Genomic DNA, 26,024 nt, shown 5'->3' on the forward strand with positions numbered 1-26,024 from the left:
AACTCAAAATCTGTCCCAGAAATTTTCGCTGCGATCGACTAACAAGGCTGGCTCTACGAAACTATTACAGGCATCTGAAAGCTACCTGCCAGCCAGGCTCAAATACAGCCTGTACTTAATGTATAGAATTGTTTAAATCCTTAATACCTATAATAACACAGGGTTTCTGGGATTTACATATTTTTGGGCAGTGTGCTTAACAATTCGATACAATAGGGGCAACGCCTCTGCCAGCGGGCCACTCACCGGAGGCAGTGGGGTGACTCCTAGCTCGTAGCAGATGACAAATAACTGCCGATCGGCTAGATTTTTCTTCCCTATTGCAGAGAATTGCCTTAAAATAAAGATATGATATGTAAAATTTTGTTACTTTACGGCTTGAGTCGGCGTATCCATGATCTCTAGCACTCTCCTATTTTCCTCGGTTGAAGAAGACCTGCGACTGTTGACAGAAAACTTGAAACAGTTAGTGGGTGCCCGTCATCCCATCTTGTACGCGGCTGCGGAATACTTATTCGGCACAAAGGGAAAACGGGTGAGACCCGCAATAGTCTTGTTGATGGCCAAGGCGACGATGCCCGATCGTCCAATCACAGAAAAACACCGCCGCCTCGCGGAAATCACAGAAATGATCCACACCGCCAGTCTAGTCCACGACGACGTGGTGGACGAGTCGGATCTGCGACGGGGAGTACCGACGGTACACAGTCGGTTTAACAACCGAGTGGCAGTATTGGCGGGAGATTTTCTGTTTGCTCAATCGAGTTGGCATTTGGCAAATCTGGACAACCTGCCAGTAGTCAAACTGCTTTCAGAAGTGATTATGGATTTAGCTGAGGGGGAAATTCAACAGGGACTAAATGGATTTGACACCAGTTTGTCGATCGAAGCGTACTTAGAAAAAAGTTATTACAAAACAGCGTCTTTAATTGCCAACAGTTCTAAAGCAGCGGGCTGTTTGAGCGAGGTTTCAGCGGAAATAGCAGACGATTTGTACAACTACGGTCGCAACATTGGTTTAGCATTCCAAATAGTAGATGATATATTGGATTTCACCGCCTCAACAGAAACTTTAGGGAAACCCGCAGGCTCGGATTTAGTCAGCGGTAATCTGACAGCACCAGCGCTATTTGCCCTAGAAGAAAAGCCTTATTTGGAAGTTCTGATAGAACGCGAGTTCGCCCAAGAAGGAGATCTAGAGCAGGCCCTGGCACTGGTAGCAGATTCTCGGGGCATAGAGCGATCGCGAGAACTAGCCACAAATCACGCACAGAAAGCTGTCGAATACTTGGCTGCGCTGCCCCATTCAGAGTCCCGCCAAGCCTTGATTGATTTGGCAGATTACGTTTTGAGCCGGCTTTATTAGAGGTGAAAAAATTACAGTTTACGGGGAATTGGTAATTGGTAATTGGTAATTTGTAATTGGTAATGGGGAATTCCCTATTACCAATTCATCATAAATTGAGTTATAGCGCTTCTTAATGGAGTTCCCGAGAGCGCGAGCGATGACAGATTACCGATTACCGATTACCGATTACCGATTACCAATTACCAATTACCGATTACCAATTACCAATTACCGATTCCCGATTCCCGATTGCTGGACATATCAAGCGAGCCCTTTAGAAAGGCTATATTTATGCAATATCCGACGGTGGAGCCGATCGATACTGTTGCAAGTAAACGTTAATTAAGTCCTGCACTTGCTGGCGAGGGATTTCGGTACCGACTTCTTGATTGCCGGGATTTTCAAAAAAAACAATGCTGTCGAGACCTTCAAGAGCGATCATTTGAAATAAAATGTGAGTAACAGGCAAAGGCACGGGTCTGACGCGATCGCCCGCAGCCGCCGCAGCGGAGGACGCATCTTGAAAAGTAGGAAAAGCATAAATCACCTTCTTTTCCCGTCCCGGTTGCTTGAGATTGCTCAAAACCACGATCGCCCAACTTTGGTCTAGGGCTTGCAGGATCGAGTATTCGAGGTGCTGTAGCTGTTGGGCAATTAATACTAGCGCCGGGGCGATCGCCTTTAAGATTTGTGGGGTCGAACCGTCTGGCGGAGCTTTCTCGATCAGTGCTTGAATCTGTTGGTCTAAATCCATCAGTCAGTTAATTTGAGATTTGAGTTTCAGAATTTCACGGTAACAGGTGCGCGTCCAAGTATATATTAACCAGGACTGCCCCATAATAATGTAAAATGCGAAATCTGAAACCCCATGAATATGATTAATAAATATTAAACATATACCCAAATATAGCGTTTTTGAGAAAAATTTCCGCATTTTTTAGACAAATTGACGGTTTAGCCTTCAAATCTAACAAGCTCCTGCCTCATGCTCGATTTAATTAAGGCGAGTTTCGGTGGCTGATACAACATTATTTATAGTCCAGGACGCAAAAAAATCGGTTTCTGCTAAAAATTATCTCGCCCTCGCCACCAAAAACCGCTGGTTAAAGCTGGTTTGTGGCGGATGGTACCTCCGGGACAGATCAAAAAAAAGCAGTCCTCAGTGTTTTTGTGGAACAGGAGATCGAGGGCATTGCAGTTTGTCCTGTGCCGGGAATACCGGGTAAAGTAGCGGTATAAAAGATTTATCCATACTGGTACTAACTGTGCTAATTTCAATGTGAGCTGTAAACCATCATGCGGGAAATCTGCCAGAGCGTGGAAACCATATTTCAACTGCTGTTAGACGAACTCAAAAAGTCCACTCGCGCGTCTGAGCAGAACTGCCAAGATGTAGCAGGGCGACTCGCAGCAGAAGTCACCAGGATATGCACAGAAAGTCAACGGATTCAAGACTCCGGAGACATAGAGGGGTCAGCCCAGAGCCTAGCTCAGCACCGCTTGCAACAATGCCTCCACTATTACAATTTAGGCTCCGGGCCCGGGCGAGTAGAATTGCACAGTACCCTCAGCGCGATCGTCTATCGCTACATCACCCCTCCCCAGGTGCAGTCTAGCTATCAGGCGCGAGTGGAACTGATCAAAGATTTCTTGCAAGGATTTTATCTGGAAGCTTTAAAGGCATTCCGGCGGGAAACCCAACTGCCACCCACCTACAGTCCCCGCACTCGCTTAGAATTAGCAGAGTACATGGCATTTGTAGAGCGTTTCGGCAAGCGGCGCATTCCTTTACCTCGGAACCGCAGCCAGCAACTAATTATTTTACGGGCCCAAACCTTTTCCCAGCAGCAGCCCAAAGAAACCTCCGTAGATATGGAACAAGCCGCCGACGGGGGGGCTTCAGATTCCGACCAAACTTGGAACGACACCTCGGTGCACTCGGTGCGGGAAGCGATGGCCGGACAGGGTTCATCAGCAATTCGCCCCCAAGGCGACGAGTCAGAATCTCTGCGGCAAAACGTGATTGACGAATTAGTGGCGTATTTAAAAGAGCGCAACCAACAAGAATGCGCCGATTATTTCATATTGCGCTTGCAAGACTTGCCGACTAATGAAATAGAGTCGCTTCTGGGCATAACTCCCCGCAAAAGAGACTATTTGCAGCAGCGCTTCAAGTACCATTTGCTCAGGTTCGCCATGTCGCACCGCTGGGAACTGGTTCACCAGTGGCTGGAAGCAGACTTAGATCGAAATCTGGGTTTGCTGCCTTCTCAATGGCAGGCTTTTGGCGAGCAAATTGGCCCAGAGGGGCAGCGTTTGTTAAAGTTGAAGCAACAGGGTCTGTCAGAGTCAGCGATCGCGCAAACCCTCGGCAGCACGGTAGCCCAGGTACAGAAACGGTGGTTTAAATTACTCGAACTTGCCTGGGAATTGCGAAATCGTTCAGATTCCGGAGAAGGGGCATCTAGTGATGAATAACGAAACGAACAGGGATGCAGAGGCTTTCGAGCGCCATTTTTTAGACTGGATATTGCAGGCGCCAATCGCGAATACCTCTAGCGAAGATGATGACAACCTCAATGGGCCCCATCTCTCAGAAGAGTGGGGCGACACCGAAGACAATTCTGGGGTGGAATACTGGGAATGGGACGAACCAGACCCGCTGGATTATCAAGTGGGGGCGCACAGCAATGCACCCGCACAACCGCTGACTATTGGAGACATACCGACCGTGCAAGACCGTTTTCAGACCTTGTTAAAAGAAAGGCTTAGAGCCTCCATTGAATCTAACCCGCCGCTGTTCCCCTGGGAAACAGAAATCAAAAGCTACGACCACGACTACCCAGACGATGTAGCCCCCCAATGGGTTCCCCCCCTACACATCTGGACTCCCCAACTACAAAATATTAGATGGGGTCGCCTGCCAATTCCGATCGGCCAAGGGGTTTTTGCTCAACTGCTAGAACCTTGTCAGGAAATGGTAATGTCGTCGCTGCGGGAAGGCTCGAAGTTAGTTCGCGCTGTAGATAGCTTGTTTCCGGGCCAGTCTCAGGAACTCAACCAATTAGCTGGTTTCGTACTCATGGGTGCTGCCAGAGGAATGACAGCTTTAGAAGTAGAAGATTTACCGAATTACGAAGCGGCAACTACCGATCAACAAATGCTAATGTCGCTGTTGGCCGCCCGAGAAATCATTGAGTCTCTAACTTTAAATTGTCCTGTAAATCAGCCGCCGGTTTCGCGGGAGTGGCTGACGGCTTTGGGCTCGCTGACTCTGCAAGCTCAATACCTGTCCAACCGCAATACAGAACAACCAATGCCGTGTTTAAGAGTTGAGTGCGAATTTCCAGGGGGAGGAAGTTTGGAACTCACGGCAGGAGATGCCGAAGCAACTGCACATCGTCCAAATTCCGGGCATTTAAGTGTGGAGTTGTTTGACCCGCAACCCGATAAGACTTATGCCTTAGAAGTTCGATTCCAAAACTTCGAGACCAGACCTCTGATGTTTGCTATTCGTCCAATTTTGTCAGGACAAGATAGCAACTAAAACCAATAAAATTAGAGTAAATTATGTAGGTTTTTACTCTGTGGTTTGACCTCACACACAAACACAATCAATCCCCCGACTTCGGTCGTGGAAAACCCAAAGTTTTAGATCTTAGTTGAATCTCTCCTAGATTTATCTATGGAGTCAATCTAAAATCTAAAAGCGACTCAATTCTCTAGTAGTGGAAAGCCAAAAGTTTTAGATCTTAGTTAAAGGTCTCTCAGATTTATCTGTGGACTCAATCTAAAATCTAGAATAAACTGAATTATCTCGTGGAAAGCCAGAAATTTTAGATATTAGTTGAATTTCTCCTTGATTTATCTGTGGAGTCAATCTAAAATCTAAAATCTAAAATCTAAAATCGACTGACTAGGATGGGTGCACATGACAACTGATAACCTGCGAAAGATACCTGTTTTAGGTAAGCTGTGGGAGCAGATTGAGGCCATGCCTCCGCCGGTGATTGAGGATTCTTTACTGCTGCGAATCCTAGTTCAGTTGTTGGTAATTGTGGGAATTGTGGCTACTGACGTTGCCGCAGAAGAACCCCTGAACCTGTGGGCTGTGCCTGTTAGCATTGTGGGAGCAACTTGGAGTTGGTACCGCCGCCGCGATCGCAATGTAGCTGCTAAGTTCTGCATAGCTATTGCCATGCTGGTGGCGCTGTTCGCTTTTTTTACCCGCTTGGTAGGAGAATTGAACGATACCCGGTTAGTTTTGGCGCAACTGTTAATCAACATTCAAGTGCTGCACAGCTTCGATTTGCCCCGCCGCAAGGATTTGGGCTATTCGATCGTCATCGGGCTGATTCTGTTGAGTGTAGCGGCGACTATCAGTCAAACGCTGACTTTTGGGCCGTTGCTGTTGGTGTTTTTGGCTTTAGCGCTGCCGACTTTGGTGCTGGATTATCGATCGCGCTTGGGACTGTCGAAAGCAGAAGGTAGTCAGCAGAAAGCAGAAGGTGCAGCCAAAAATAAGAATTGGTCACTATTTGCTGCTACTCTATCCCCCAAATATTTTGGTTGGCTGTTGCTGATAACTGTCGGGTTGGGGCTGACTATTTTTGCGTTTTTGCCGCGCCTCCCGGGCTATCAGTTGCGGACTTTTCCGGTGAGTGCTCCCATTCAATATCAGGGGGAGTTTGACTCGCGCAGCATTTTAAATCCGGGGTATGTCAGAGGGGGAAATGAAAAAGGAACTGGCGGAGGAAGGGGGAGAAACCCAGACAAAGGGCCAGGAGAGGTGGACTCTACTTTTTATTACGGTTTCAACCAGCGCATCAATCAGAATTTGCGGGGGGAAATGAAACCCCAAGTGGTGATGCGCGTGCGATCGCAGGCGGCGGGTTTTTGGCGGGTGTTGGGCTTTGACAAATACACGGGCCAGGGTTGGGAAATTTCTCGCAACGAACAAGCTCAAAAGGTGAATAGACCTCGCTGGTCTTATCAATTTTATCTGAATCCGTATCCCAATGCGCCTCGCACTCAAGAGGTGATTCAAAGTTATACTGTTGTGGCTCAGTTGCCGAATTTAATTCCGGCTTTGGCTAAGCCGAAGGAACTCTATTTTCCGACGCAGGATGTGGCGGTGGATGCGGAGGGCGGTTTGCGATCGCCTGTGGAATTGGCGGAAGGTTTGACTTATACGGTGATTTCTAATGTGCCTTTTCGCGATCGCTCTTTGTTGGGTCAAACTGGTACTGATTACCCGAAAAATATTCGCAAGTTCTATTTGGATGTGCCGCCGAAAATTGCCCAGAAGGTGCGAGAAAAAACTGAAGAAATTTTGTTGGCGAGAACTAGAGTAGCTAAGTCGGATAGGGCGATCGATTCTCCCTACGAAAAAGCTTTGTACTTAGCTCAATATTTGAAGCAAAACCCGAATTACAAACTTGTAAAAGCCTTGCCTTATTTAGAGGAAAGTGAAGATTTAGTCGAGGGTTTTCTGTTTGGCTACAAAAACACCCAGGATGGCAAAAAAGTTACAGGCGGATATCCCGATCATTTTTCGACGGTACTGACAATTATGCTCAGATCGATCGGGATTCCGGCGCGAATGGCTGGCGGTTTCGATACGGGAGAATTCAACCCGTTTACTGGTTTGTATGTTGTGAAAAATACCGACGCTTTCTTAATGACGGAGGTATATTTTCCCAAATACGGCTGGTTTGGTTTTAATCCGATTCCCGGTTATCCGCTGATTCCACCTTCGGTGGAAGACAACCAGACTTTTAGCGCGCTGGAATCGTTTTGGAAGTGGATCGCGGGTTGGCTACCGACTCCTCTGAGAAGCGGGCTGGATTCAGTTATCGGTTTTGTGATTGGCTGGATAACTTTGATTCTGGGCTGGTTTCTGGGACAATTTGCTAAGGGTTGGGTGGGGTTATTTACTGGGTTGATTAGTGCGATCGGCTTTGGCTTCATTGGCTGGTTAATTTGGGAAGGGTGGCGCAAGTGGCGCTACCGTCGCTGGCTAGGGAAATTGCCGCCGGTGGAAGGGGTTTATCAGCAAATGCTGAAGGATTTGGCGAGCCGGGGATTTGCCAAGCAGAAAGCTCAAACGCCTTTGGAGTATGCTGAAGCAATGCGCGGCCATCATGCAACTGATGAAGCGGAGGTAATTGAGGAAGTTTCGCAAGCTTACGTGCGGTGGAAGTATGGCGGCGAAGCGGGAAATATGGATCAATTGCGGCGGTTGGTGGATAATTTAAGGCGATCGCACTTAAAGAAACTCAAAAAGCGGTGGTTTTAAAAGTTCAAGACGCACAACCTCAAATAAAGGTTTGTAGTGAGGACTTTAGTCCGCATCAATCAGAGGACTAAAGTCCTCACTACAAACCAATTGTATTAGGGTTTGTAGTGAGGACTTTAGTCCGCATCAATCAGAGGACTAAAGTCCTCACTACAAACCAATTGTATTGTGGTTATTCTCTTCGGACATGATATGAGTGGAAACCGTTAACCCGGGATTTACTCATACACCTCAATGGAGTAACCATAAGCCTTAGAAAGCGATGCGGATAAAAGGAGTTGAATTAACACTTAGGCTTCAAATCACGATTTTCCGCCATCCTAGCGCTTTTCTCTACTCACTCTGAAAGTCCTGTCTTACACTTGAGCGAAGACTGAGCTACTTGATGTATGGTCTATACAGCAAGCAAATTCAACACTTTAGAGCTGGGAGCGAAAGATGAGCGAAAAGTTTAATTCAGTCACAGCAAACACTACCGCCGACTACCTTATCGGCTATGAGCGGATTTTGGACTATTTCAAACAAGCCCAGAAGGAATGCCCTAAAGGAGTAGGGATCAAAAGAGACAGCAAAGCTAGTGGAGGTTATATAACACTTCAGTTCAAGTTAGGTAACAAGCGGGTCAACAAGACCTGCGGGTGCTATCTGACGATGCAGGGTATTACTGACGCCACAAGAAAAGCTCATTTAGTGGCTAATGCTCTAAGCTCATTCTCTAGCGAGTCTCAGTTTTTAGCGTGGTACGATGACACGATTTTAGAAAAAAACATCATCAAAAATGATTTGATGACGTTTGGTGATGCAATAGCAAAAGTAGAGAAAGATTACTGGGATGGACGTACTAAACGCCGTCACCAGCGCGACAAAAGTAGTATTAGCCAGCAGAATACTTGGGATGCCGTTTACGGTCACGATTACAAGCTTTTACCACAGAACACGGTTGTCAATTTAACGGACATTCTGTCAATAATCAATAGTAAAAAACAAGGCAGTAAGTGTTTTAAGAACTGCTTGTGTGCCATGAAAAAGTTAGCTGAAGTTATCGGCAATACTGATATACTCGCTCGTCTGAAGGAGATTGACGGAAGACAAACGGAGTTTAGGAAAGACCTGCAATCAGTATCTATTGACGAATTTCTTAAATTCTGTGAAGATGTTTTAGATGTCCCTCTTGGTAATAAACGATACGATTTAGAGCAGCGACGCTGTTGGCTGTGGGTGTTCTCGATGCAAGTGGTGTATGGTTTTCGAGTACACGAAGTCTTTGCTATTCAAAACATTGACAAATCATTTAAGACAGAGGATGGAATTATTATTCAAGCGCTGACCGAGTCAGACAACGTGAGAATGATTGCTGTAGTAGGCGACAAAACATCACTAGATACAACAACTAAGACTGGCTACCGGCTGTGCGTACCGATGTTAGCGCCGACTCATCCTGACTTGATAGAGCGTTTAGGAATTAAGTCTGGTAAACTACCTAAAATCTGTTTATTGTCAGATAGCCCTCAAACAATTGCTGGTATATATAGTCGCCGTGCTTGGACTACTTTGAAAAGATGGAATAAAGGTTTTACTCAGTCTCACGCTTTACGTCACTTGGCTAATCTCAACGGTCAGATGGCGGGGATGTCTCAGGAAACAAGAGCTAAAAATTTGGGACATTCAACGCAGATGAACGAAGGCACTTACAAGAAGCGAGCTAATACCAAAACGACAATTGATTTGTTGACTCGATTTACAAAAGAAGCTATTCCTTTAAGTAGCGCTATCCAGGTACTCAAGCAAATAGGAAGCGACGCACAATGTATTAGATTATTAGCTGCTATTTACGGCATTACGCCTGACGAAGTGATGGAGTTACTTGCTGAATAATTTGAAACAAAACTTTACAGTTCCTGTGTTGACAAGGAACTGTAAGTCTGCAATCGTGAGTAACTAAGGAAGATTGATGCGCGACTGACTAGCGTTTGCACCGCTAACCAAGTCACGACTTCCCCAAACCGTTGAATCAGAACGTTTGGAGCCGATAAATTATGACATTTTTAGACGGTTGTCTTTGCGGACGATCGCAACTCTTAATGATTGAGTTTGCGAGGTTTTGCAATGACTGAACTATCAATTTTCAATTTCGAGGGTCAAGAAATTAGGGGTATCGGTCTAACCGATACCCTTGTGTGGGTGGCCGCCGATGTGGGCGCTGTTTTAGGAATTGAACAAAGCACGCTTAGTCGTCGGCTTGCAAAGATGCCTGAGAACTGGAAGGGTATGTATTCAATACATACCCCTGGCGGCCCTCAACAAGTTCTCACCGTAACTGAGCCCGGTTTGTACGAACTTATTTTTCGCTCGGACAAGCCAGCAGCCCAACGGTTCCGAATTTGGATGTTTGAGGAAGTGCTACCCAGCATCCGCCGGACAGGGAGCTATTCTCGTTCCACATCTGAACAGGTTTTTGACCCTCAAGTATCTCAACTCATCGAACTCGCCCAGACCCAGGTCGAGGTCATCAACGAACAGCAGAAAATGCTGGCAGCAGCCCTAGCTAGCCTCAGTAAGACCAAGGCAAAGGACAAGAAGCAACCCAAGTGGACACCGCGCAGCACCAGTCATTTGATGGAATTTGTCCGTGAAGTCGGCTTGGAATATCAACCCGATAGTCAAATTGACCTTATTGACCTCTGGCAGCAGTTGCGCGACTGGTACGTCAGGACTGGGGTACTGAAGGTTGAGATTGTCAAGGGCAAAGAGAAGTTAACTTGGCGTGAGTTGCAAAATAAACGGGATACTCCTGTAAAAGCTATCAACCAGGTATACCGAAGGCTTTGCGAGATTTTTCCTAAACTTCGGAGACGGCGGTACACGGAACGTGGGGCCACAGCACGACATGGATGTACTTACCTGTCGGGGATTGGCTACGTGCAAGGTTTAGAGGTTTCTGGAGAAGAAGCACTATGAAACCTTTAGCAAACCTTTCTGCTACATTTCCCCGTCGCGAGTTATTGCAAAAAATCGCATCGGCCGCTTTGCTATTTGTGCCACGTTTTCGTATCGGCGATTTAGTTGCCAGCGACTGGGTTGACGAATTTGACGAGGACGTTGTTGATTTTGGTGAGGTTTTGGGTCTGCGATGGCTGCCAGAAAGTCACTCAGGTTTTCCGGCTAATAGTTGGGTTTATTACATCTACTGGACGCACAGCACTTGCGGTGCTGACTCCTGCTATCCCTGCTACGACGGCGAGCCGACCGGGGCCGAGCAGTTGAGGCTTGTCAGCCATGACTAAACCCATAGTCAGCTACCGTCGAATTGACCAACTCAGGGCGATCGCCTATGACCGTGGCTTCACCAACGAAGATGCTAGACAGTTTGGAAAACTCAGCAAAACTGCTACATGGGAAGCGCTGCTGAAACTCTACCTCGTTGACGGCGAGTCGCTAGACACACCGCTAGACAGTGTAGACACCACGCCTGAACCGCTTGAGGTGGAAAGTGTAGACACTGTAGACACCCTAGATTGGACTAACGACGGTTCGTTCCCCGTGTGCGGTTTTAGTCGCCAGAATTCCACCAGCTTTTTAGAGTGGGTTGACCTCTCTCAACTCATCGCACTCGCACTCGCATCGGCGGGAGTGTTTGTGTTGGCAATGTCCATGTGGCGACAAATCAATCCCCTGAATTTATTTCCCTCCCCAGTTCGCATCAACATTCAAATCGGGACAAAATCATGAGCTTACAACTGCGACTGTTTGGCGGTAATTCTGATGCTGAAAAACTCACTGCCAGCAACGACGGCGGACACGCTATTGACAAGTCAAAAGTTTTGGCAAGCACTGACGCAAGCGTTATAACGCCATCAAATCCTGGTAACTTTGACTCAGTTCGTAGTGTTCCCGTAGTTCCCGCCCCGCGCTATTTCACGAAGGAAGAAGCGGACGCAATGAAAGATTTGGCAAAGGAGAAAACAGACGAGGCACGGCAGTCTAAACGTGCTTACAAAGCTTTATCCAAGATTGAAGTGGCTGACAAAACAGTTCACAAAGAGCATCGCAAATATGAGGGTGCGGTTGCAGAAAATGAGCTAGGCAAGATACGCGCTAACGCTGGCTTGGCGAAAAAATTACACGCACTCCGACCCGGTTATGCCCGACTGGGTTTAGGGATTGATAAAGCTGACAGCGATGCCCGTACTCGGATTGACGAAATCAAAGCCAAGCTGACGGGAGGTGCAAGCTAATGGAATATATGTGGCTTGCCGGCAACAAAAAAGAATTGAAGCAATTAATAGAAGCTTTAAGGGCTAACGGATTCACGTTTGACCTTACCCACTTTGCGGAAATATCAAATTCCCCTTTTGGGCGTAACCGATGCTCCTATACCTTGGAGAATTTCCGCCCCCCCGCCGTGCCAACCCCCCAGCCCCGCCCGTGGGATGTCGTGTTAGGAGGCAAAAAATAATGAAAGCGATGTATCTGGCAAATTACTTCGTTGCTGGGTGCGTCGCTTTCTCCCTTTTGGGGTGGATAGCGAGCCTGCATCCGATGGCAATGAAAGCGGTTTTATTCCTATTAGCAGCAATTGCGATTGCTTGGGGGCTGAGTTGGTTGCTCGATTACTCCCTGAGCAAGTTGCTCAAGATTTCAGTCGCTGACCTGCAAGCACTTTTGATTGGCGGTTTAGCGATGCTGCTAATTGGTTTGGGGGTGTTTTTATGCAGTTAAAACTGTTTGTGTTGAGTGCGTCCTCTGTCGTGCTGTGGTTGGTTCCACTAGCAGCACTAGACAAAAAGCTAGACACTCACAAAGCGGTGCAAGGGGTGAGTTTGTGTGCTGCAATTGCTTGTGCAGTGTCGGCGGGTAACATCGCCCGCAAACTGTCTGAGCAAGGGGAGATTGAGGCAATTAAAGAGCGGGCTATCACTGCCGATGTGATTGATGAAATCTCGACAAGCGCTTACATTTCACAGCAACAAAGACAGCAGGAAGCCGAACTTATCCTGACGAACCCTGGCGTTGACGTGGAAGCCAGCCGTCAAGCCCTGGAAGCTATATATAGCAGCGGCTTACAGGAAACTGCTTCCGCTTCCGACTCTCCTGATTACCCTATATACTTGGAAGTTTGTAAGTCAATGGAAGCGGGTAAGTCTGTGACGTGGATTGTTGAGAATGTACTCAAAATGGGAGGGCGTAAATTCTCAGAAGGCAAGGTGAAACTGCAAAATTTACTCAATCAGTTTGAAGGGGAAAAGTCATGAACAGACCGCCAAACATCCCAACCACGGCATCCCTAAGATTGACTGGCACTAAGTCAGAAATAGAGTTAGTTCTGGCGGTTTTGCGAGGCAAAGATTTCTTCTGGAAAACTAACGGCAAGTATTACCCGCAAAGAGGGGATAGCAATCAGTACGCTTACTACCTCAATGACCTGCAATTACCCCAGCTCGGTGTAGCAGTCCCGCCAACACCGGCGGAACCACAACCTCGACTGTGGGATGCAGTTTTGGGTGGCCAGCGCGATTAATACTTCCTATCAGGAAGCCATCCTCTGAGATTTGGCAATTTCCGAGGGTGGCAAAATCGCTCAAATGCGAGTGTCTATTCTCACATACTAAAATTGCAAACCTATTAGGTTTCGAGGAATTTTGCAGTATATTAAACGCCATGCCTCCCGACAGCAACAAGTTTCTAAGTTTTAGGGGTGCAACCTTCCTTACAGACTCCACCTTGTACCTTAGCCTTCAAGAAGTAAATACAGTGACCGCAAACCCTTGCCCTATAAGGAAACTAAGTTATAAATTAAAGATTTTTATCGGTTATTGCTTCTATGAATCAAGCTGTCATCGGATAACCGTCAAAAATCACACTTATTCCCACTGACTCCCATCGCTCCCCCTCGCCGGTAACATATGGCAATGATACTAAACATAACAGCAAGGCTACTAGGACAACTAATTGATCGACTTCTAGAGATAATTGCCCCACACGGGTTAGGTGTAGCAGAAAACGGACTACTCCCCGACGAGGAACTGGACGGGGCACTAGAAGCGCTATACATGGAACGGGTGACTGACTTGCTCTCGGAGGGGGGCTGGTACTGCTACTCACTACTCGTCGAACTAGAACTCGAAGAACTCATCCTAAAGCTTAATAGGCTGGTACCGACCCGCTTCATCCGCCGTCGCTTAGCACCAACCTGCCTCCGCATTCCGGCTCCACGGATAGAAGTGCTTCAGCCTTTGGTAGGTAGAGGGCCGCCACCTGTGGCATTTATTCCTATTCCCCATAAGACCGAACAGGGTAGCTGTGCTCGCAGCGACTTGGCTGACTCCGCTTATTAATCCAAGCGGAGCGGTTCCCCCTGTCTAGCTCCAAATTCTTTACCCGCGCACCAAAAAACCGCTGCTTTCAATTGGAACCTGAACCGCAACGGCTTTTTGGAAGTAAACATTCAACTCGCCTTGAGGGCGAGCTAAACCTATGTATTCAAATAATACATCAAATCCCAAGTCCAAGCTGATTCGCGTTTCTAAAGACAACCCCTGCTTGCACTGTGGCAAACCAGATTGGTGCTATTCCGTAGGTGATTTGTCAGTCTGCAACCGCGACCAACCGCCCGCTACTGGCTGGGAAGCGACTGCCAAGTCAGATCAAGACGGTCATCTCTACTACGCACCTGTTCAAGAGAAAAAAGCTGTCCGCCCCGCTCAAACTCGCTATTTTGAATACCCAGCTCGCGACGGCTCCCCGCTTGTTCGGGTTAAGCGCACTGACTTCGGCGACGATCGCAAGAAGGATATCAAGCAGCAGCATTGGGACAAAGATAAAAACGATTGGGCGATGGGTTTGGGCAAGGTTGAACGTGCCAGCATCCCCGTTTATTGCCGTGCCGAGGTTCAAAAGGCGATCGCCAACGGTCAACAAGTTTTTATCGTTGACGGCGAATCTTGCGCTGACATTCTGTGGGATTTAGGTTTGGCCGCTACCACCAGCATCGGCGGCATGGGTAAGTGGCGAATCACTGACACAAGCGATTTACAAGGTGCAAAGGTTGTTATTTGCCCCGACCGCGACATACCGGGAGTTGAGGACGCGGCTAAACTTTCCCAGCACTTCCCAGAGGCGATGTGGCTCTACTGTTATCCAGACTCCTGGGCTTGGGATAATTTGCCAAAAAGTCAGGGATTAGATGTCAGAGATTGGATTGAGGACAAAAAACTCAGCGCTCAAGACATACTAAATTCTCTAACTCCTCACCTGCGCACGCGAGAAGAAGTAGTATGCCAGAAGTATGACAGTAGTTTAAACTACTACATCCCTGATACAGCACCAGTTCCAGAGCAAAATTTTGTTCAAAAAGCCGAGTCAGCGCTCTATTCTGAGGGTCACTGGGTGTCTATTGGCGGGCTACTTTACCAATTCACTGGCACTTACTATGAGGAGCGGCCAGAAAAGTTGGAGAAGCGGCGTATCAGAGATTGGCTGAACACCTACTCGGAGAAGAATCGCAACGCCGTCTATGTCTGCAACCGTGCCAAGTCGGGAAGTATTGACGAGATTTTTAATTGGGTGGTTTTGGGTCGCGCTGTAGACATCAAGGAGGTCAATCCGCCGGGGTTAAATTGCTCCAATGGGGTGGTAATCATCCACGATGACGGCTCTCATTCCCTTGTCCGCCACAGTCCAGACAGAATTTATACCTATGTGGGCTGCAAGTATGACCCGAATGTAAACCCCTCGGATTGCGATCGCCTTCTTGAATGCCTTGAGCCATCGCAGCGAGAAATCATTCTCAGAACTTTTGCCGCTTCTCTGTGCTTGCCACTGGTTCGTTTGAAAATGTCGAGGGTCAAAGGGCTGTTGCTGCACGGCGAAGGCAGCAACGGCAAAGATACTTTGCGGATTGCGCTTCTTATGGTTCTGGGGCGAGGTGTGACGGGCAAAACTCTTAAGGATTTCCAGATTTATGACACCGGCCGGAAGTTTCCTCTCGCTGGGTTGGAGAATTCCCTGTGCAATTGGTCAAGTGAAAACTCGGATGCCGTGAGACTGGATAAGCTGCAAAGCCTCAAGCAATTCATCACTGGGGATGAACTCACCATCGAACACAAAGGACGCGGGGAATATCCTTATGAGCCTCAAGCTACGTTTCTCGCGAATTGCAATGCCGTGCCATCTATCAGCAGCGATGCTGAAGCAATCAGGAGCCGATACTGCATTGTTGATTTCAAGAAAACTTACGCCGTCGGAGCGGATGCAAGTCGAGGACAGTTGGAGGCAGACCCACGCTTAAAGAGCGACAAAGATTTTGTCCTTAAGCACGTTGCCCCTGCCATGCTTAACATGATGCTGGCGCGAATTCCTGTGATATTGGCTGAGGGTATTGATTATAGTTCCGGCGAGGCTGCTTTACGGGAAGCTCAGGAAAAATCAAATCACCTGTGGCAATTCATGCGAGACAGGGGATATGAGGCTGGCAAAGGCGATCGCGTTTACGCCAAAGATGCGTGGAATGACTTGGTGGACTGGTACATAGAGACGGGAACCCTTGAGGTTGAGTATGACCGCGACGGCAAGGAGAAACGAGTCTGGAATGAGTTGCCGGGGCGTGATGCTCCTGTAAAAGCTATCAACCAACTGTATGCCCGATTGAGCGAGTTAGTCCCGAACTTGGAAAAATACCGACATACAGAAGGAGTTTTTGAGTCTGGACGAACGAAAGGAGATTTTTACTATTTAGGCATCGTAAAACAAAAACCAGAAAAAAGTGCAAAAAGTGCTCCACCTGCTCCACCAGTAGACACAGCAAGGAAATCGTCTCCACCATTGCTCCACCAAGAAATTACGGGTGGAGCACTGGTGGAGCAAACAATCCTTACACAGCAAGCTGGTGGAGATGGTGGAGCACAAAACCCAACTATTTTGGAATTGTGCAATGCGATCGCAAAACTCACCCTCTCTGACAAGCAAAAACTGACAGAACTACTCACGGGCGTCCCTTGCTCCGACCCGCTCAAAGCTTTTAGAGTCGGAGACAAAGTGGCTGGCAACAAACCAGAGAACTCTAGCTACAACTGGCACGGTCGCATCATTGAAATTCACACGAGTATCAGTTGCAAGGTTGACTGGCAAGAACGGGAAGGTCACAAGGGCGGACGGATAATTTCTATGTTGTTCTGCGACCTGCGGAAAATTTAGCCGCTGCCTGACAACTAGCGGCTAAAACTCATCCCCCTTAACTGGGGGATTTTCATGTCTACAACCTCTGTAGACATTTGTTGACAGTGTAGACAGCAGTCTGTTAGTGTAGACAAATGCCGTATACAGATGTCTACAATGAGTCAAAGTCAAGTCGTATCGTTCAGAGCTTCCGGCCACTTCCTGAACTGGATAGAAGCTCAGAGACTAGAGGGTGAGTCGGTCAGTCAAGCTGCACAGCGCATTCTCAAGGAAATATCGGGAGTGTACGGTAACTACAAGCTGTATACAACCAGCGGCAATCCTGTGTCTACATCATCAGACGATGTGTCTACACCTCCCGCCGAGGTGTCTACAACAAACTCTCATGATGTCGTGTCTACAAATATTGTAGACATTGTAGACAAGGCTGTAAGTTCAAGCCTTGACCCCGTGATGGAGCGGATGGCCGCCATTGAGGAACGGCTGGGAAAATTGAGTGCCTGAGTGATGGCAACGATGAATCGCTCAGGCAGGAATTGAAAGCGGCCAACAAGCAACTTGCAGAATGGGATGCAGAACTGAATCAGCTACACGAGCGCAACGGCGATTTGGGTCTGAAGGTTCAGATGCTGGAGCAAGAACTCAAGGAAGCGCAGCGCGATCGGGAGGAAAACAAAAACTCGGCTCCGACCGTCGCAGAATTTCCAGAGCCGGCCGACTTGCTCAACCAGTTGAAAACCACACGCAAAAAGTCGAGGGCGGACTTGGCAGATATGGAGGTGGTTTTGGAAATACTTGGCACCTAAATTAGCGAAGGATGAGCGGAAAGCATAAGTTTTAATGGCGTAACGAACCTGAAACTATTGATGTACAAAGCGTTAAGAGTAGTGCGGATAAAAGGACTTGAACCTTCACTCCTTTCGGAACCAGAACCTAAATCTGGCGCGTCTGCCAATTTCGCCATATCCGCATTTTCACATTCAACTAATATAACACACAACCGAGCGATGCGTCAACATCCAAAAACCCGGTCATTTTTGGACACCGGGTTCATTGATGAGTCATCGCCACAGCAATTTTCCGTATTTTTAACTCGTCACTTAGTTTTGCCCGATCGCCTTCCAGGTGATTTCATCCACCACGCCGTCAGCCGTCAAACCCTTATACTCCTGAAATTTCTTAACAGCCGTAGCAGTGCGAGCGCCAAAAATGCCATCGATCGGGCCCGGATCGTAACCCTGTACTTCCAAACGCACCTGTAGCGTCTTCACCTTGGAACCGGCAGCGCCTTTAGTCAGAGCAGTGGCAGGATTGCCGGGCACAGGAGCATTGCTCTGAATTGGAGCATTGCTCTGAATTGGAGCGCTGTTGTCAATTGGAGCATTGCTCTGCAAAGTTTCAGGAGCGCGCGCCGGATCTGCTGCTAAAGCTGTCCAAGTTTCTTTGTTCACGATGCCGTCTGACTTCAACTGCTTAGACTGCTGAAAAGCACTGACAGCGGATGTGGTGCGAGAACCATAGGAACCGTCGATCGTGCCGATCGCGAAACCGTGAACTTGTAACCGCTGCTGTATGGTGGCCACTTCTGGGCCGTCAGCTCCCGCCGAGATAGTTTTTTCCTTTCTGACAGGCTTTTGATCCCCTGCATAAAAAGGCTTATTAAACATATCTCCTTGGGAAGTTGCCTCAGGCTGTGCCGACGCTCCCGGATCGGCGGGAGCTGCAAAGTCTGTGCGGTACTGTTCCTGCACAAAGGGTTTGGACTCGAAGGCTGCATTTGCCTTTCTGGTCAACCCGGGAGCGAGCAGAGCGAGCAAGCTGAAAATCGTAACAGTAGTTACACGCATAAGTTTCATCCTGTTGGTAAGGTTTGACAAGGTTTCCCTATTTTCATGTTTCTCCATCTCATTGTATTACCCGGATAGCTTTCTGAGAAATAAAGAAGAAGGAAGTTCGGCAGCGGATTCTGTAACGGATTTAACGGATGTTTTGAAGGTGATTTTTTTACTAATCGCGAAGACGCGAACGACACAAAGGAAGTTCGGCAGCAGATTGCAAGTAATGGATGTAACGGATAGAAGGAAGAAGGAATCCACCGCTGATGTTTGGGTCATTAAGAACGTCCTAACGGTCAGGGCAGTTGCTATATCTGTCCTGACCTCTAGAATTTGGGTAACGGGGAGAGCCACCGTCAGCAGTTGCGAGTTAGAAGTTGCGAGTTGGATGTTGGGCCCGATCGCGCACTATTCGTCAGAAACCCGGTTTCAGCAGAGATGTTTCGTTACCAAACCCAATATTTTCGTAGAAACCGGGTTTCTTAGCATCCACCTTAAATACTAGGTACGTTGTTGCGCAAAGAGCGCTCTTTGCGGAACAACATACCTAGTCGATCGCTCGGAGGCAAAGTTTTTGGTGTCAACCGGCCCCTAGAGAAGCAAAACTCGCCACTTATCGCTTCGCGTGTTCTGCCAATAAAGCCTTCGCTCTCGGCTTGTAAATCAGATAAAACAGCGCTTCTATGTAGCGGAGCATATCTTCGCGGTTTTCCTTGGACGAGTAGTTCCAGAAACCGTAAGTCCGGGCGAGCGTCAGCAGCTTGGTAGTGTGAATTTTCCAGGTATAGGTGCTGTAAACTCTGTCTATTCCTCGCGTTGAAATTTCATACCAATAGTTGGGATTTTGTTCGCATTTCGAGAAAAAATCTAGAATTTTTTGGGCAGTTTCCTGGTGTTGTGTCGGGTTGATATAAAACCCATTTACCCCATCTTGAATGATTTCCAGCGGGCCGCCAAACTGCGTCCCGAAAGTGGGAATGCCGGTAATCATTGCTTCGAGAATTGTCAAGCCGAAAGCTTCAAATAAGGCTGGCTGTACAAATATACCTTGGCCGTCGGCGATTACCCGGTAGATTTCGCCGGACAGGCTTTTGGAAAGCCGCACTCCCAGCCAGCGAATTTTACCGTGCAGGTTGTACTGGTCGATAATTGCGTAGAGCTTTTTAATTTCTTCTGCTTCTTCGTAGTCTTCGGTTTCTTCGACTCTCAGCTTGCCGGCTACTAGAATTAAGTTGCATTTTGCTTGCAATTCCTGGCTTTTTCCAAACAATTCTGCTAAGCCTGTCAGGTTTTTAATGCGATCGAGCCTGGCCATGGAAAATAAAGGGCGCTTTTGCGGGTCGTCGAGTGTTCCGAAGACTTGTTCGGGGTCTTCTAGAGTAAACAGCAGTTCGTTGAGCCGATCGCGATCGCCATGCACCCTGTCTTCGCTCCGCGTATAGGGAAAGTATACACTTTCGTTGACTCCCGGCGGCACGACGTTAAATTTAGGGCTGAACAGTTCAATGCCGTTGACGACGTGGTACAAATCAGGCATGGTAAAACAATTGTAAGATTCGTACTGCCCGACACTATCGGGTTTACCGACAATCTCTTGATAAGTGCTGCTGACAATACAATTAGCTGCATTCATGGCAATGATATCGGCAGTAAATTGCAGCGCAAAATGGTATTTTTCCTCTGATTCTTGCCAGTAGAGATTGCTGAACAAATATTTCGATTTTTCCAGCGCGTGGGCAATATTGCACTGAGTAACTTTTAGTTTTCTAGACAGCAAAAATGCCACCAAATTGCCGTCAGAATAGTTGCCAATTATTAAATCTGGCTTGCCCTGAAACTCTGCCAGCAGTTCTTTTTCGGCATCGATCGCGTAAGTTTCCAAATAAGGCCAAATCTCGAACCGCGAAATCCAATTTTGAGTCAGTTTGGGATTGAACTCTCGGAATGGAACCCGCAAAATCCAAGCATTTTCTGTGCCGTAAACTTTTTCCAAACGTTCGTTGCAGCGCGTGCCGTCGCTGTTAGGAATTAACCTGGTGAGAATAATTACTTTAGGTTTGACGCCTAAAGTATCGAGACCGGCAAGATGAATGTCTTCTTGCAGTTGTTTCTCTAAATTCTTGGCTTGATCGAGTACATAAACTACTTGGCCGCCCGTATCCGGCCGCCCCAAAACTCCTTCTTGGCCGAACCAGCCGTGAGGAGAAACTAGGACGATTTTGAAAATCATCGGGATGCGAGAAATAAATGCTTCTAGGGTTTGCGGGTCGGGGGAATCAATTAATTCGTCGAGAATTCCTAGGGTTTCTTGCACCCGGGCTGCGGTATTTCCCCAACCTGCGTCCAACCCCATCATTTGCAGGACAAATTTAAATCTCTCGTAGGGTTCGTCTTCAGCAAGTTGGCTGACAAAGGTGAGGGCTTTTTTGACTTGTTCTGAAAGTTGTTCTTGAGATTTTATGCGATCGTTAATTAGTAACTGTACGCCGTTGTAGCGGTGAATCCGCAAGAAATCAAATAGAGTTTCCTGCCACTGTTTGGAGTCTTGAAACAGTTTGCTGGACAGGTATCGGTTGAGGAATTGCACTCCTTTGCCGATGTTTTTGGGGTCGCGAATGGAGGGGGAATAGTCGTAAAAAGGGCCGAAATCTAGTTCGAGGATGTCGCCTTCTTGGGGGTGAAAGTGGTTGACGAAGCGATCGCGCACGTCGAGCAATTCTTGGACTGTCATCGGTTCCAGTGTCAAGTCGTCTCCAACTCGCACTACTTCCATTGTAGCAATTTTTGGCCGCAGCAGGACGCAAAGGCTGCCTTCTTCGAGAATAATTTCCTGAACGTAGTAAATCAGTTTGCTCAAATGAGAAGATTGATGGAACTGTTCGGGCTTTTCGTATTTGGTGCAGTAGGTGGCAAAAGCGCTAACTATATCGTTTCGCAGTAAATATTTGTTTCCCAAAGCCCGCAAATCGCTGGCAAATTGCCGCAAGTCGGTTTTTTCGTCGCTGGCGATAACAGCCTCAAAGAGTTCAGACATAGATACTCCCTTATTTGAGATTTTTGATTTTCGCTCTAAAAAAGGGCGATACTGTATTAGTACCACCCTTTCTTTAGGCGCCTACTTTTTTTAATCTCATTTTAAAGTCTGCAATCGGAAATTGCACTCCCTCAAATGACATAAAATTCTCCGTATTTGTGACGAATGTAGCGGACAAACGGATCGATGGTTAAAGGTGAACCGGTGACGCGATCGATCAATTCGACGGCAGTGTATTTGCGGCCGTGGTCGTAGATGTTTTGTTTGAGCCAGTCGTGGAGTACGCTAAAGTTTCCCTGTTCTATTTGTGCGGGAATTTCGGGACGGTTTTTGAGTGCGGTTTCATAGAATTGAGCGCTCATCAAGTTGCCGAGGGTGTAACCTTGAAACATTCCGCCGATCGTACCAGCATACCAGTGAACATCCTGCATCGCACCATCGCTGTCGGTGGCGGGGACAACGCCGAGGTCAGTTTTATAGCGTTCGTTCCAGGCTTCGGGGAGATCGCGCACTGCTAGTTTTCCCTCTACCATTGCCAATTCTAGGTCAAAGCGGATGGCGACGTGGAGGTTGTAGGTTACTTCGTCAGCGTCGGTGCGGACGAGCGATCGCGAGACTTTGTTAATGGCGCGGTAAAATGAGTCTGGGGATACGTCGCCCAATTGCTGCGGAAATAGGCTTTGCAGTTGCGGGTAAAAACACTGCCAAAAACCGCGGCTGCGCCCGACTAAATTTTCCCAAAGCCGCGACTGGCTTTCGTGCACGCCGGAGGAAATGCCGCCTGCGAGAAGCGTGCCTTCATATTCCGGGGAATTGCCGAGTTCGTAGAGGGCGTGCCCGGCTTCGTGGATGCTGCTGAAGAGTGCTTGATCGAGGTGATCTTCGTAGACGCGGGTGGTGATGCGCACGTCGTCTATGGAGAAGTTGGTCATGAAGGGGTGCAGGGTGGTGTCTTGCCGTCCCCGCTGGAAGTCGTACCCCATCCGTTGTACGACTGTGCGGGTGAATTCTAGCTGTTGAGCTTCTGAGAATTTTTGGTGCAAGCAGGAGTCGTCGGCGGGAGGTTGTGAGGTGATGGCTTCGACTATGGGTACTAATTCTTGACGCAGTTGGGCGAACAGCGGGCGCAGCAGGGAGACTTTCATGCCGTAGTCGCTGCGATCGATCAAAGGATCGGCAATGTGTTCGTATCCGGGGAAAAAGTCGGCGTACTGCCTGCTTAATTCTAAGGTTTTTTCGAGATAGGGTTCGACGGCCCAGAAGTTGTTGGCTGCTTTGGCTGTGGCCCAAACTTCGTAGCAGTCGGCTTGGTGGCGGCAGAGTGCGGACATGAAGGCTGCGGGGACTCTGGCGGCGCGATCGTAATCTCTGCGCGCGATCCGGATCAGGCTAGCTGCGGTGGAATCGTAGGGGAGGGTTTGTTCGTAGAAACGCAAGTCTTCTAGGAGTTCGCCAATTTTTGGGTCGGTAAATTTTTCGTGGGATATTTGTTTGAGAGTGGCCAACTGGCGGCCTCTGGCACTTGCACCTTTGGCAGGCATATAAGTCGCCTGATCCCAATGCAGCAGTGACGAGGCTGATTCGATGTCGGTAACTTCCCTGAGGTACGCTGCGAGTTGAGCGAATTTTGCTTGAGTTTTGTCTAGGGTTTGCATGATTGGGGTTTGTGGTGCTGTTTTGCCTACAAAGGTTGCAGTGCGGCATCGGTATCCATCAATCATTGCTACCCTGAAATCAAGCTAAAAACCGCACCTGTTCCCGTATTGTACGCAATTTAGAGTCATTCTGGCATAGTTTCCGGTATTTCTTGGGATTGAGTTCGATCGCCTTTGACAAGTTTTCGATCGCTTTGCGGGTGCTGGTTGCTACAGCTTCCGGGTTGTTTGTGCGATCGTCTGCTGCTTTTTCTAGGGCGTAAATGCAAGCTTTTTGATAGTAAAGATGTGGATCGTCGGGTGTGATCGCGATGATGCGATCGTAGCAGGCGATGGCTTCAGTAAAGCGTTGGATTTTTTTGAGGGCGACGGCGCGGTTGTACCAGGCTTCGATGTTTTCTGGCTGCAACTCTAGGGTTTTGTCCCAAGAGGCGATCGCGTCTTCAAAGAGTTTTAAGTTGACTAAGGCTAACCCGCGGTTGTACCAGGTTTCGCTGTCATCGGGCTTGAGTGCGAGGGCTTTGTCCCAGGATGCGATCGCCTCGGAAAATTGTCCCATTTGGGCGATCGCCGTGCCGCGCTTGTTGAAGACTTCAGGGGAATTCGGCCGCAGTTGCAGGGTTTTGTCGTAGGAGGCGACGGCTTCCGCGTAGAGTTTTTCATCGGCTAGGGCTAAGCCGCGGTTGTACCAGGCTTGATGCAAGTCTGGTCTTAGTTCCAGTGCCCGATCGTAGGAGGCGATCGCCGCTGTATTTTTGCCGGAGTGTTTCAGGGCGAATGCTTTGTTGTACCAAGCTTCGCAGTAGTCTGCTTTGATGGCGATCGCTTTGTTGTAGGATTCGATCGCTTCTGAGAATTTTTCCAAGTTGACGAGGGTGTTGCCGCGGTTCGTCCAAGCTTCGTGATAGTCCGACTTGAGTTCGATCGCGTGTTCGTAGGAGGCGATCGCTTCTGAGAGTCTGTTGACCTTCCGCAAAACGTTGGCGCGATTATACCACGCTTCTGGATTGTTTGGTTGAATTTTCAAGGATTTGTTGTAGGCGGAGATCGCTTCTTCTAGCCGTCCCAATTTTTTGAGGGCTACGCCTTTGTTGTACCATGCCTCATAAAATTTCGGTTCGAGTTCGATCGCGGATGACCAGGATTCGAGCGCTGCGGACAATCGTCCCATTGCGTCTAGGGCGTTACCGCGATCGTACAACGTTTGAGCGTTTTGGAGGTTGACTGGTATGGATTTTTCTCCAGAGTCGATCGGCTTTTCTCTGCTAGCTAATTTTTGCAAGGGTTTTCACCTCATTATGTAAAATTGTCGTTTTTTCTTTTATATGCGATGTTTTTCGCCATCTGCCATCTAATGGTGGCGATTGTACCTTATTTTGTTATTGTTGACCATTTTACATTAACTGGGGAACTTTTTCAATTTTTTCGAGTTGAATTCTCAGTATTTTTGTCGGGCTGTTGGTTTGGATGTATTGATTTTTACTATTTTTTTTAGGGAATTGCCTAGAAGGGAGGAAAGGGCGAGCTGCCTGAGGTATGACAATCCTCGCCCTTGGTCATGGAATGGTTTACCGTCAGCGATGGTATAAATGTCTGCTTCCGGGTCGAGAATCGAACCAAAATTAGGCTCGATCGCTACTGTTTTAATGCATTCTGAGTCGTGGAATGGCAAGCCATCAGCTAAAGTGTAGATATCTTCGGCTGAGTCTCTAAGAGAATCAAAGGCTGGATTTGCGATCGCAGCTTTTAGCCATTGATATTCTTCTAGTTTTGCTTTATTAATGAGGGCAGCTTCTAGTGCTTCTAGTCGCTTCAGGTCAGCCATTAATTACAGTTACATTTAGTTGAGTCATCTTTTACCTCATTATTCATTAGCCCATCAGAGAGTGTTTGTGATGCTGTAGGGGGGGGTTTTACCAACAATAATTGCCTCTACACCGACAATCTCGTAAACCCGCCCCCGCCCAACGGCAAATCCCTATCATTCAATCAAGGCTTGAAACTGAGGGTGCGATCGCACGCCGTCAAAATCCGAGTCTGTTGTTGCCATTTCTCGGTATTCGTCAGGATCTAGATTAATTGCACGCTGCAAGTTTTGAATAGATGAGTCAACTTGACTGTGTAACGCATAGCTGCAAGCTTTATTATAAAATGCGTCGTGATAATCTGGTTTGAATTCTAAGGCTTTGTGGTAGGAGGATCTCGCATCTTCCAATCTGCCTAAATTAAGCAGTGCAATGCCCCGCTTGTACCAGGTTTGTGAGTCATCTGGTTTAAATTCTCAGGCTTTGTCCTAGGAGGCTAGCGCCTGTGCATATTGTTCAGCAGAGCCATAAAGTAAAGCTTGTTCAAAAAACAATCCTGCTTTGGGGTCTGGCCTTAGTCCATCTTCATTAATTAAATTTTGAATCCTCAAAAATTCCAGTTTTTGTTGGTCATTTAAAGTTTGTTGATATTCTATATTCATCATTTCTACCTCTTCATGAAACTATCAATCTTTCAAGGGATAACAAAATATCTAGTATCGCCGTAGTAGGGGGCCCAGCGGGGGAAAATCCTTGAGTAAGTGGTTAAAATATTCAGCTATGACGCACCTTACGATCACTATTTTGTCAGGTGCGGATCTATGCAAGTTAGGGATTAAAGAATGGCGACACACCCTACGACTACTGTCATTGCG

25 protein-coding genes and 1 tRNA gene are annotated in these 26,024 nt (G+C 47.7%); 17 read left to right on the forward strand and 9 right to left on the reverse strand.

Features of this window, described 5'->3' with window-relative positions:
- Positions 1–394: 394 nt before the first annotated feature.
- Positions 395–1,366, forward strand: coding sequence for a solanesyl diphosphate synthase (gene sds / locus QUB64_RS02180; RefSeq protein ID WP_333266044.1), 972 nt, complete (start codon positions 395–397; stop codon positions 1,364–1,366).
- A 271-nt stretch (positions 1,367–1,637) separates the two neighbouring features.
- Here sds and QUB64_RS02185 read toward each other — a convergent pair whose 3' ends face one another.
- Positions 1,638–2,102, reverse strand: coding sequence for a hypothetical protein (locus QUB64_RS02185; RefSeq protein ID WP_333266046.1), 465 nt, complete (start codon positions 2,100–2,102; stop codon positions 1,638–1,640).
- 542 nt (positions 2,103–2,644) lie between these two features.
- Between QUB64_RS02185 and hetZ the strand changes: the two genes are divergently transcribed.
- The 15 genes from hetZ (at position 2,645) to QUB64_RS02260 (ending at position 17,626) form a co-directional block, all read left to right on the forward strand.
- Entirely contained in the window at positions 2,645–3,826 is a 1,182-nt protein-coding gene (hetZ, locus tag QUB64_RS02190) for a heterocyst differentiation protein HetZ (RefSeq protein WP_333266048.1), read from the forward strand.
- On the forward strand, positions 3,819–4,895 hold the full coding sequence (locus QUB64_RS02195) for a hypothetical protein (RefSeq protein ID WP_333266050.1): 1,077 nt from the start codon (positions 3,819–3,821) through the stop codon (positions 4,893–4,895). Before hetZ ends, QUB64_RS02195 begins: the two co-directional genes overlap by 8 nt.
- 384 nt (positions 4,896–5,279) lie before the next feature.
- Entirely contained in the window at positions 5,280–7,646 is a 2,367-nt protein-coding gene (locus QUB64_RS02200; protein ID WP_333266053.1) for a transglutaminaseTgpA domain-containing protein, read from the forward strand.
- Positions 7,647–8,084: 438 nt separating this feature from the next.
- Positions 8,085–9,521: a hypothetical protein gene (locus tag QUB64_RS02205; protein ID WP_333266054.1), complete on the forward strand. Its 1,437-nt coding sequence runs from the start codon at positions 8,085–8,087 to the stop codon at positions 9,519–9,521.
- A 231-nt stretch (positions 9,522–9,752) separates the two neighbouring features.
- A complete protein-coding gene (locus QUB64_RS02210; protein ID WP_333266057.1) occupies positions 9,753–10,604 on the forward strand; it encodes a BRO-N domain-containing protein in 852 nt (283 codons plus the stop codon).
- On the forward strand, positions 10,601–10,930 hold the full coding sequence (locus tag QUB64_RS02215; protein ID WP_333266059.1) for a hypothetical protein: 330 nt from the start codon (positions 10,601–10,603) through the stop codon (positions 10,928–10,930). Before QUB64_RS02210 ends, QUB64_RS02215 begins: the two co-directional genes overlap by 4 nt.
- Positions 10,923–11,375 (forward strand): hypothetical protein, encoded by a 453-nt coding sequence (locus QUB64_RS02220; RefSeq protein WP_333266061.1) that lies wholly within the window; start codon positions 10,923–10,925, stop codon positions 11,373–11,375. Before QUB64_RS02215 ends, QUB64_RS02220 begins: the two co-directional genes overlap by 8 nt.
- Positions 11,372–11,881 (forward strand): hypothetical protein, encoded by a 510-nt coding sequence (locus tag QUB64_RS02225; protein WP_333266063.1) that lies wholly within the window; start codon positions 11,372–11,374, stop codon positions 11,879–11,881. The genes QUB64_RS02220 and QUB64_RS02225 overlap by 4 nt, the downstream gene beginning before the upstream one ends.
- Before the next feature lie 220 nt (positions 11,882–12,101).
- Positions 12,102–12,365: a hypothetical protein gene (locus QUB64_RS02230; protein ID WP_333245560.1), complete on the forward strand. Its 264-nt coding sequence runs from the start codon at positions 12,102–12,104 to the stop codon at positions 12,363–12,365.
- Positions 12,356–12,898 (forward strand): hypothetical protein, encoded by a 543-nt coding sequence (locus tag QUB64_RS02235; protein WP_333266065.1) that lies wholly within the window; start codon positions 12,356–12,358, stop codon positions 12,896–12,898. Before QUB64_RS02230 ends, QUB64_RS02235 begins: the two co-directional genes overlap by 10 nt.
- A complete protein-coding gene (locus tag QUB64_RS02240) occupies positions 12,895–13,164 on the forward strand; it encodes a hypothetical protein (protein ID WP_333266067.1) in 270 nt (89 codons plus the stop codon). Before QUB64_RS02235 ends, QUB64_RS02240 begins: the two co-directional genes overlap by 4 nt.
- A 391-nt stretch (positions 13,165–13,555) precedes the next feature.
- Positions 13,556–13,981, forward strand: a complete 426-nt coding sequence (locus tag QUB64_RS02245) for a hypothetical protein (RefSeq protein WP_333266069.1) — start codon at positions 13,556–13,558, stop codon at positions 13,979–13,981.
- 139 nt (positions 13,982–14,120) lie between these two features.
- Positions 14,121–16,838: a DUF5906 domain-containing protein gene (locus tag QUB64_RS02250; protein WP_333266071.1), complete on the forward strand. Its 2,718-nt coding sequence runs from the start codon at positions 14,121–14,123 to the stop codon at positions 16,836–16,838.
- A gap of 138 nt (positions 16,839–16,976) precedes the next feature.
- On the forward strand, positions 16,977–17,324 hold the full coding sequence (locus tag QUB64_RS02255; protein ID WP_333266073.1) for a hypothetical protein: 348 nt from the start codon (positions 16,977–16,979) through the stop codon (positions 17,322–17,324).
- Between the two features lie 32 nt (positions 17,325–17,356).
- The gene (locus tag QUB64_RS02260) at positions 17,357–17,626 is read left to right on the forward strand and encodes a flagellar alpha dynein (RefSeq protein WP_333266074.1); all 270 of its coding nucleotides are present in this window, start codon (positions 17,357–17,359) and stop codon (positions 17,624–17,626) included.
- A gap of 82 nt (positions 17,627–17,708) precedes the next feature.
- Here the strand turns inward: QUB64_RS02260 and QUB64_RS02265 are convergent.
- Together QUB64_RS02265 and QUB64_RS02270 are read right to left on the reverse strand one after the other, a co-directional pair.
- Positions 17,709–17,790, reverse strand: a tRNA-Leu gene (locus QUB64_RS02265).
- Between the two features lie 130 nt (positions 17,791–17,920).
- Positions 17,921–18,667 (reverse strand): peptidoglycan-binding domain-containing protein, encoded by a 747-nt coding sequence (locus tag QUB64_RS02270; protein WP_333266076.1) that lies wholly within the window; start codon positions 18,665–18,667, stop codon positions 17,921–17,923.
- 214 nt (positions 18,668–18,881) lie between these two features.
- On the opposite strand from QUB64_RS02270, the gene QUB64_RS02275 reads away from it, so the two are divergent.
- Positions 18,882–19,160 carry a hypothetical protein gene (locus QUB64_RS02275; RefSeq protein WP_333266078.1) on the forward strand — a complete coding sequence of 93 codons (279 nt, stop codon included), beginning with the start codon at positions 18,882–18,884 and terminating at the stop codon, positions 19,158–19,160.
- Between the two features lie 108 nt (positions 19,161–19,268).
- Here QUB64_RS02275 and QUB64_RS02280 read toward each other — a convergent pair whose 3' ends face one another.
- From QUB64_RS02280 to QUB64_RS02305, 6 genes are all read right to left on the reverse strand, one after another.
- Positions 19,269–21,689, reverse strand: a complete 2,421-nt coding sequence (locus QUB64_RS02280; RefSeq protein WP_333266080.1) for a sucrose synthase — start codon at positions 21,687–21,689, stop codon at positions 19,269–19,271.
- 131 nt (positions 21,690–21,820) lie between these two features.
- Positions 21,821–23,344 (reverse strand): carboxypeptidase M32, encoded by a 1,524-nt coding sequence (locus QUB64_RS02285; protein ID WP_333266390.1) that lies wholly within the window; start codon positions 23,342–23,344, stop codon positions 21,821–21,823.
- Positions 23,345–23,423: 79 nt separating this feature from the next.
- The gene (locus tag QUB64_RS02290; protein WP_333266082.1) at positions 23,424–24,626 is read right to left on the reverse strand and encodes a tetratricopeptide repeat protein; all 1,203 of its coding nucleotides are present in this window, start codon (positions 24,624–24,626) and stop codon (positions 23,424–23,426) included.
- Positions 24,627–24,782: 156 nt separating this feature from the next.
- A complete protein-coding gene (locus tag QUB64_RS02295; protein WP_333266085.1) occupies positions 24,783–25,169 on the reverse strand; it encodes a hypothetical protein in 387 nt (128 codons plus the stop codon).
- A 156-nt stretch (positions 25,170–25,325) separates the two neighbouring features.
- Positions 25,326–25,559 (reverse strand): TPR end-of-group domain-containing protein, encoded by a 234-nt coding sequence (locus QUB64_RS02300; protein ID WP_442921625.1) that lies wholly within the window; start codon positions 25,557–25,559, stop codon positions 25,326–25,328.
- Positions 25,560–25,637: 78 nt separating this feature from the next.
- Positions 25,638–25,814: a hypothetical protein gene (locus tag QUB64_RS02305; protein ID WP_333266087.1), complete on the reverse strand. Its 177-nt coding sequence runs from the start codon at positions 25,812–25,814 to the stop codon at positions 25,638–25,640.
- Between the last annotated feature and the right edge of the window lie 210 nt (positions 25,815–26,024).

The sequence above is a fragment of the Microcoleus sp. Aus8_D2 genome, assembly GCF_036702665.1.
Classification (GTDB): Bacteria; Cyanobacteriota; Cyanobacteriia; order Cyanobacteriales; family Microcoleaceae; genus Microcoleus.